This window comes from Congregibacter sp. (genome assembly GCF_045107095.1).
Lineage (GTDB): Bacteria > Pseudomonadota > Gammaproteobacteria > Pseudomonadales > Halieaceae > Congregibacter.
The window spans coordinates 1-7361 of sequence record NZ_JBGCFU010000063.1; the positions used below are offsets into that span (position 1 = coordinate 1).

At 54.4% G+C, this 7361-nt stretch carries 7 protein-coding genes; 1 reads left to right on the top strand and 6 read right to left on the bottom strand.

Translation table 11 applies throughout. From position 1 onward, the window contains the following. Positions 1-140 precede the first annotated feature (140 nt). Positions 141-512 (top strand): hypothetical protein, encoded by a 372-nt coding sequence (locus AB8B76_RS10040; protein ID WP_405272159.1) that lies wholly within the window; start codon positions 141-143, stop codon positions 510-512. Positions 513-744: 232 nt separating this feature from the next. Here the strand turns inward: AB8B76_RS10040 and AB8B76_RS10045 are convergent, their stop codons facing one another. From AB8B76_RS10045 to AB8B76_RS10070, 6 genes are all read right to left on the bottom strand, one after another. Then, on the bottom strand, positions 745-2922 hold the full coding sequence (locus AB8B76_RS10045) for an SUMF1/EgtB/PvdO family nonheme iron enzyme (protein WP_405272161.1): 2178 nt from the start codon (positions 2920-2922) through the stop codon (positions 745-747). Between the two features lie 73 nt (positions 2923-2995). Then, positions 2996-3400, bottom strand: a complete 405-nt coding sequence (locus tag AB8B76_RS10050) for a hypothetical protein (protein ID WP_405272163.1) — start codon at positions 3398-3400, stop codon at positions 2996-2998. 140 nt (positions 3401-3540) lie between these two features. Next, a complete protein-coding gene (locus tag AB8B76_RS10055; protein WP_405272171.1) occupies positions 3541-3774 on the bottom strand; it encodes an SUMF1/EgtB/PvdO family nonheme iron enzyme in 234 nt (77 codons plus the stop codon). Positions 3775-3843: 69 nt separating this feature from the next. Continuing rightward, complete coding sequence (locus AB8B76_RS10060) at positions 3844-4911, bottom strand: RNA-directed DNA polymerase (protein ID WP_405272165.1); 1068 nt, start codon at positions 4909-4911, stop codon at positions 3844-3846. Next, entirely contained in the window at positions 4908-5261 is a 354-nt protein-coding gene (avd, locus tag AB8B76_RS10065; protein WP_405272167.1) for a diversity-generating retroelement protein Avd, read from the bottom strand. The genes AB8B76_RS10060 and avd overlap by 4 nt, the downstream gene beginning before the upstream one ends. A 112-nt stretch (positions 5262-5373) precedes the next feature. After that, positions 5374-7272 (bottom strand): SUMF1/EgtB/PvdO family nonheme iron enzyme, encoded by a 1899-nt coding sequence (locus AB8B76_RS10070; RefSeq protein ID WP_405272169.1) that lies wholly within the window; start codon positions 7270-7272, stop codon positions 5374-5376. Between the last annotated feature and the right edge of the window lie 89 nt (positions 7273-7361).

Genomic DNA, 7361 nt, shown 5'->3' on the forward strand with positions numbered 1-7361 from the left:
ACTCACAGTCGCCAAAATTTTGCTTATAGCGGGTTGCTTTCATCATCTACTCCCGGCTTGCTGTGAGGCTACTTTATATCAACTCTGCTCGTAAAAGGGCGATCACAGTTGAGCGATAGGACTTAACAGGAAAAGTCAGGATGGAGAAAGAACGGGCCGCGATGGTGGAGGTGGCTAAGCAGCAGGCGAAGGAGCAAAAGGATGTTTTGGACAGGCGGACATCAGAGGTGGTGGCTCAGGTCACGAAGCGGGCGTATCAAGGCATGGATGAGCAGGTGATGCGCATTGTGAATACGGTGCGCACGAAGCATTATCTGGAGGCCAGTTTCTATGCGTTCGTAGGGGTTATGGTCGTGATGACATCGAGTTGGTATGCGGCTTGGTTCAGTCGCGGGCAGGTCGAAGCGGATACGATCTGGGGCGATATTGAGCGCTGGAATGGCGATCATGTTCGTGAGTGCATTAAGGCGAAGAAGTCCACCTGCAATATCCACATCGAGGTGCCGGAGTAGGTGCTATGAGCTTGGCCCAAAGCAGCGGTAATAAAGTTTGAGCTTTTCAAAATTCACCCTAAAGTAATCCCTTTCTAGTTGGGGCAAGTAGCTCAACCGGAACGGCTGAAACGTCGAAAAACCGTTCATTTTTAAGGCTATTTTGGGTCGCGAAAGGTATCGCGTGGCGCGACGCGCCAGAAGAAGGGAAAAGAAAAAAGAGCAAAGGGACAAAGGGCAAGAGGGCAAAGGATTACTCAAGAGTCCACGAGGCCGCGCACACTACTCGAAAACCAACGATGTAGAGCCTGCTAACGCGCGCGTACCTGCCGCGAGCGGCCGAGCGGCAGTAGCCGGGATCGCCGAACCAAGAACCGCCCCGCAGCAGTCGCAAAGAGGCTTCACCGCCCTCAGTCCAAGCGCTGCCGTCTGCTGGAGCACCCTCGTAATTATCGTGCCAATGGTCTAAGCACCATTCCCACACGTTGCCATGCATGTCATATAGGCCAAAGCTATTCGCCGGAAAGCTGCCTACATCTGTCGTCTGCTCACGATACTCACCCTTCGGGCCAGCACCGTAGGTAACAGTTGCGCTGTAATTAGCTAGCTCGTCAGTCAAGGTGGCACCACAGTGGAAAGGCGTTGTCGTTCCTGCTCGACAGGCATATTCCCATTCCGCTTCACTCGGCAGGCGATATTCCCGGCCACTATGACGCGATAGCCGCTGGCAAAACTCCACCGCAGCATCCCAGCTCACTTGCTCCACCGGACGCTGATCGCCCTCGAAATGCGATGGCTCAGCCGCCAGGTCTTGTGACACTTTGGGCAGGGCAGACACGGCCCGCCACTGCGCTTGGGTCACTGGGTATTTCCCCATCAAAAATGAAGGCACAGTGACCTCATGCTGAGGCTTTTCATCATCGTTTCCTTCACCTTCGGGTGAACCCATCGTAAAGGTTCCACCGGGGATAACCATCAAATCGAGTGTGAGATTTTCACTCAACGACTCGGTGCGAAACTCTGCTTGCTGTCGCTCAACACTAATGGTTTTATCTGAAGCATTGACAGTCGCCACGTTAAACTCTGCAGTTGTTCCAGTGACAGTAACAGGCCCCAACGCAGGTAGTTGCCAGTCTTTGGGTTGCAGTAAAGCTCTGCCAATCAGAAGCGAGCCAACCCCCCCTCCCGCAAATCCCAAAATCTGCATCGCGCGACGACGGCTGATCAGATTGCCTAAAGCATCGAGCGAGGTCGCTTGAGGTGTAGGAGACGACGCCATACGCTGAGATTGCGATGCGAGCCGAGCCGATTGGCGTGGCGGTGAAGGAGCAGGCACCGCTGGCGTAGGCCGAGAGGGTTGTGGCGGCTTCACGCTGGCCGATGGAACAGGAGAGGTCACCTTTCTTTGAGGGCGGGCAGGCGGCGAGACTGGGGTAACCGCGCGCGGGGTGGCTGAGGCGGAAGTTGACGGAGAGGGGAGTGGCGAGGCAGTGGGTGAGACGGCAGTGGGCGGTGGGGAAATCGCACCCCGAGATAGGCGTTCTATCCCCGCAATCGCTGCGGGATCTCCCGGTGACACCATCAGCACTCGTATCCAAAGCTGTTTGGCCGTCTTGGGGTCGCTATCTAGCTCTGCGGTGAGCGCATCATTTTTGAGCGCGACTACGTCGGTTAGTGTGGCTTGCTGTGGCAGCAGAATCAAATGATTCTTCGACGGCGGCTCGATCGCACCATAGGGGGTTTGAGCGACGCGCTTATGGTGTCGTACGAGCTGAGGCACGTAGTAGCGTAAGCGTTGATATAGGCGCTCGACGGTAGCGCAATTGCCTTCGCCCTGGAGCTGTAAACTCTCTAACAACACATGGGTAAATGCGCCGCGTTTTAGGGATTCAATCTCGTAGGAAGATTCCTCGGGACTACAGGAGAAGAGAGTGATCACACCCTGTTGTTTTTCTCGGCCAAAGCCTATGCCATCTCGCCGTCCTTCATAGCTGCGACAGGCATCGATCAACAGAATTACGTTGTCTGCCCCGCTGCGGCGCAGCCGTTCGCTGACGTAGTGCAATGGGATGGCGGAACGCTCTAAATCATCGAGATCGCCATCTAGCGGCATCAGATAGTCGCGATTTTCATGCCGAATGCCATGACCGGCAAAGAAAAACCACAGGTTATCGCCATCACGCAAAAAGGGTGTCTCAAAGCGGGTGCGTAGAAACCGACTGAGGGTTGTGCTGGTCGGTTGAGAGGCCAGGTCGGGACCATAATCTTGCGGTATCGGGAGACTGCTATCAGTGAAGTGGTAAACCTGGTGAAAGTTCAGATCCTGCGCAAAAAATTGCCGCACTGCATCGGCATCCGACATCGCATAGTGAAGTCGTTGCAGATAGCGATAGCCATTAATGCCAATGGTAATGGCCCAGTTTCTGGCCATAAGAGCGCGGTGATGACAGGAACGCTTAAATTCTGGGCTGAATACCGCAAAAGGGCAAGCCGGAGGGAGACGCTTATGATTTAGGCCGAGCAAATTTGAGGGTGATGCCACCAGAACCACTGAGTTCGCCGCCGGTACCCAGAATGCTGAGCTGGCCTTTGGCGTTCACCTGCACTGAGAGCGTGACTTCTTCGAGCCGTAAGCCGCTGCTAGTAGGAGAATCTATTGATGGAGACGATGGGTCAAACAGCTCGTTGACGACTGCTTGAAGCTCTTGCATCTGCTCTTTTAACTCGGCTGCGTTAATGCCGACGCGCTGTTGCCTAGCGTAGCGGGCGATCGCATCTACTCGGCTACGTCGAGGCGGGCCGAAACCACCCCCCGTATCCGTCCGACCATCGCGTTCTCCCCTCGTCGGCTCAACCGCTTCGCCTACGGGTTCTTCAACGATGAAATAGATTTGACTGTTATCTGACATTCGGCTAACTCCTCATAGTGGCTGACTGCATCAGCCCTTCAACGCTGTTACCCTCACAGCAACCAAAGGGCAAAGGGGGTGCAGCTAACCGTTCGGTCAACGCCTACCAGGCTATCTGCACCGGTTTGTTTTCGGATACCTCAAGGGATATCGCTGGAGCAGGTCTGGACTCTTCTGAGGGTACGCCCGACAGATTCACACCTGCCAGTTCTGACCAGCCATGCCCAAACAGGCAAATGGCTTAGAAGAGTGCACGAGGCCGCGCACACTACTCGAAAACCAACGTTGTTGTTCCTGTTATCGCGCGCGTTCCTGTTGCGATTGGCCGAGCGGCAGTTGTCGGGATTGTTGTTCCAAGAACCGCCCCGCAGCAGCTAGCGGTGCCTGCCCCAGCGACAGCATATAGGGCCGGGGCATCTGCCTTTTGAATCTTTGACAAAACCTCAACATTGGGGGAGCTTGCTAAATCGCAGCTCGCTGAAAATAGCCTCGCGCAAAGTACCCGTGTTGCCATGTTTGAGGTGGGCCGCCCAGCTTTGGAGCGAACAGGTCAGGCGATCAAAGCTAACCTTGTCATGCGCATAGGCAACCTGAAGACGCTTAAACCGGTGGCGTGCACGGCGGAGGTTATCATTACGCACCCGAATCCGATCCGGCAGTACCCGAAACCCAACGAAATTGGCACCGTGACGCGTCTCAAACAATTGGCTTTTGATGGGATGAATTTTGAGCCGCAGGGTAGCCAGATAGTCTTCTATAGCAATGCGGGCCGCAGCAAGATAGTCATCGTCGTCAGAGAAAAGCGCGAAATCATCGACGTATCTCAGATATTTTGGGGCTTTCAGCGATTCTTTGACGAAATGATCGAAGCCGTTCAGATAGATGTTGGCAAAGAACTGACTGGTCAGGTTGCCAATCGGCAAGCCTCGACGACGCTCTAAGGGGGTTAGCAGGGTATCGCCGGGGAAATATTCAATCGCGAGTTCCTGAGGATTACTGCCGTCGATAATGGTATCAATTAGCCATAACGTGTCCCGGCACTTGATCTTGCGGCGAATCATTGCTTTAAGGATGCTCAAATCAATGCTGGGGAAATATTTGCGGACGTCGCACTGCAAAACATAGCGACTGGTGCGCGCAAAGCGGGTAAAGCGTCTAAGGGCACGGTGGGTGCCAAACCCAAGGCGGTTGGCGTAGGAGTCAAAGATAAATGTGCGTTCAAAAATCGGCTGGATGACATTACACAGCGCATGGTGAACCACCCGGTCTCGATAGGGCGCAGCTGAAATCAAGCGCGGCTTCGGCGAGTAGACTTGAAAGACTTGATACTTACCAGGCTGATAGGTTTGGCGTTTGAGCGCTTGATGCAGATTAAGTAATTCTCGTTCACGGTTGTCGTTAAACGCTAAGACATTGGGACGAAAGCGTTTGCCGCGCTCAGCTTTACGGGCTGCTAGCAGTAAATTCTCAAAGTCAATAATCTGAGGCCAAAGGTTGCCATAGCGTTTCATGCGCTTACCTTGCTCTGCTTTTGCTGTTTCATCCAGCTGCCAAGGTCGATACCGATGTCATTAATGAGGGTGCTCGCATATTCGTAGCGGCGCACCGGTACCAGCTCAAAATCTAGCAGCAGACGGGTTTGGTAGCGAAGCAGATCTAAGCTAGCGTTCACCGCCTGAAGACGGCTGAGTTTATCGCGCGTGTAGCGGGCTTGGACAAGTGCTTCGAGCAGGCCGTAAAGGCCGCTGATCATTCGGTCTCCGAGTGTGAAGCGATGATCTCGGGGCAAACGATTGAGGATGGGCACATACCACTTGATTAAGTCGTACGTTTTTTGAATAATCGGCAATTCTTCCTTCATGAAAAGTCCTGGCAAAATGGGTGAGCATTGGACAGGCTACGCCAACGCGCTACGCGCGTGAAGAAGGGAAAAGAAAAAAGGGCAAAGGGAAAAAGGGCAAGAGGGCAAAGGGCTACTCAAGAGTCCACGAGGCCGCGCACACTACTCGAAAACCAACGATGCTGCCCCTGAGATCGCGCGCGCTCCTGAGGCGATTGGCCGAGCGGCAGTCGTCGGGATTGCTGCCCCAAGAACCGCCCCGCAGCACTCGCAGAGAGGCTTCACCGCCCTCAGTCCAAGCGCTGCCGTCTGCTGGAGCACCCTCGTAATTCTTATGCCAATAATCTAAGCACCATTCCAACACGTTGCCATGCATGTCGTATAGGCCGAAGCTATTCGCCGGAAAGCTACCTACATCTGTCGTCTGCTCGCGATACTCCCCCTTCGGGCCAGCACCATAGTTGCCTGGATACGTTTTATCTTCATAAGTAAAATCCACACCACTATAGTTCGCTAGATCGGTCGTTATGGTTTCGCCAAAATAAAACGGTGTACTCGTTCCCGCTCGACAGGCGTATTCCCACTCCGCTTCACTCGGTAGGCGATATTCCCGGCCACTATGACGCGATAGCCGCTGGCAAAACTCCACCGCAGCATCCCAACTCACTTGCTCCACCGGACGCTGATCTCCCTTGAAATTCGACGGGTCAGCCTCCAGGTCTTGCGACACTTTGGGCAAAGCACACACGGCCCGCCACTGCGCTTGGGTCACCGGGTACTTCCCCATCAGAAAGGCTGGAACCTTTACTTTGTGTTGCGATTCCACATTGACACCCTTGAAGCTGTCATTCCATCGGCCATACCAATCTCGTCCCGTTTCAGCACTCGGAGACCCCATCACGAACTCTCCACCAGGCACTGCCACCAGGTCTAAACTGACACCTTGGCTCAGCGTTTCTCGCCGATACTCAGTACGGCGCTGCTCGGGTTGACTCATGCGCCCTTGAGCGTCAACCTTGACTGTTTCAAAGCTCAACATGGGCCGATTCGCCGCCGCCCGACTACCGGCCTGACTGGAAGCAGGCTTAGCCGACTGGGTCGCGGGTGCTGTCGGTGCTGACTGCACGCTCAACCGGCCAATGCGTTTCAGCGCTTTGACAGCCTGCCGGTCGCCTGGTGAAGCTACCAACACTCGAATCCACAGTTGCTCAGCTAGCTCCCAATCGGTTTCGGCTTCAGCTTCAAAGGCATCTACCTTCAGCGCTTGAACATCCTGTAGCGTCGCCCGATCTGGCAGCAATATCAGGTGCAGCTTGGTGGCCGGTTCGGCGATCGCGTAGGGCGTCTGTCGTTGTTTTTTATAGCGCTGATTCAAGGCCGGTACTTGATAGCGCAGATGCTGATACAGCCGCTCTACGGTGGCACAGTTGCCCTCACCCTGTAGCCGCAGTCCCTGCAGTAGGGCGTGGGTAAAGGCGCCTTGCTGCAGCTCATCAATCTCATAGGACATCTCACTTGGACTACAAGAAAACAGCGTAATCACACCCTGTTGCTGTTCGACCCCGATGCCTTCGCCGCCATCTCGATCATCGTCACCACGACAGGCATCGAGCATCAAGATAATATTGTCTGCGCCACAGTCTCGCAGTCGATCGGCAATGTCTGCGATCGCCAGGCCGGTGCGTTCGACTTTACCGGGATTGCCATCAATCGGCATCAGATAGTCTCGGTTCGCATAGCGACGACCATGACCGGCAAAGAAAAACCACAGATTATCACCCGCTTCTAAGAACGGCTCACGAAAGCGCACGTCTAGGAAGCGATCCAAATTGCCAAAAGTCGGCTCGGCCCGCAGCGGTGGGCCATAGTCCTGCTGGATGGGGGCTGCACCTTCGCCAAAAAAATACACCGTCTCAAAACGAGCATCTTGGCAAAAGCCACGCATCGCTTCCGCATCTCGCTGGGCGTACTTCAGCGGTTTCAGGTTGTAATAGCCATTGATACCAACACAAATCGCCCAGTTTTTACTCATCCTTGGGAATGCTCAGGAACTTGCTTTAGCTTACTTATACGCCCCTCAGCATAGCGAAACCCAATACCCCGGAATTTTTGTCAAAAAAC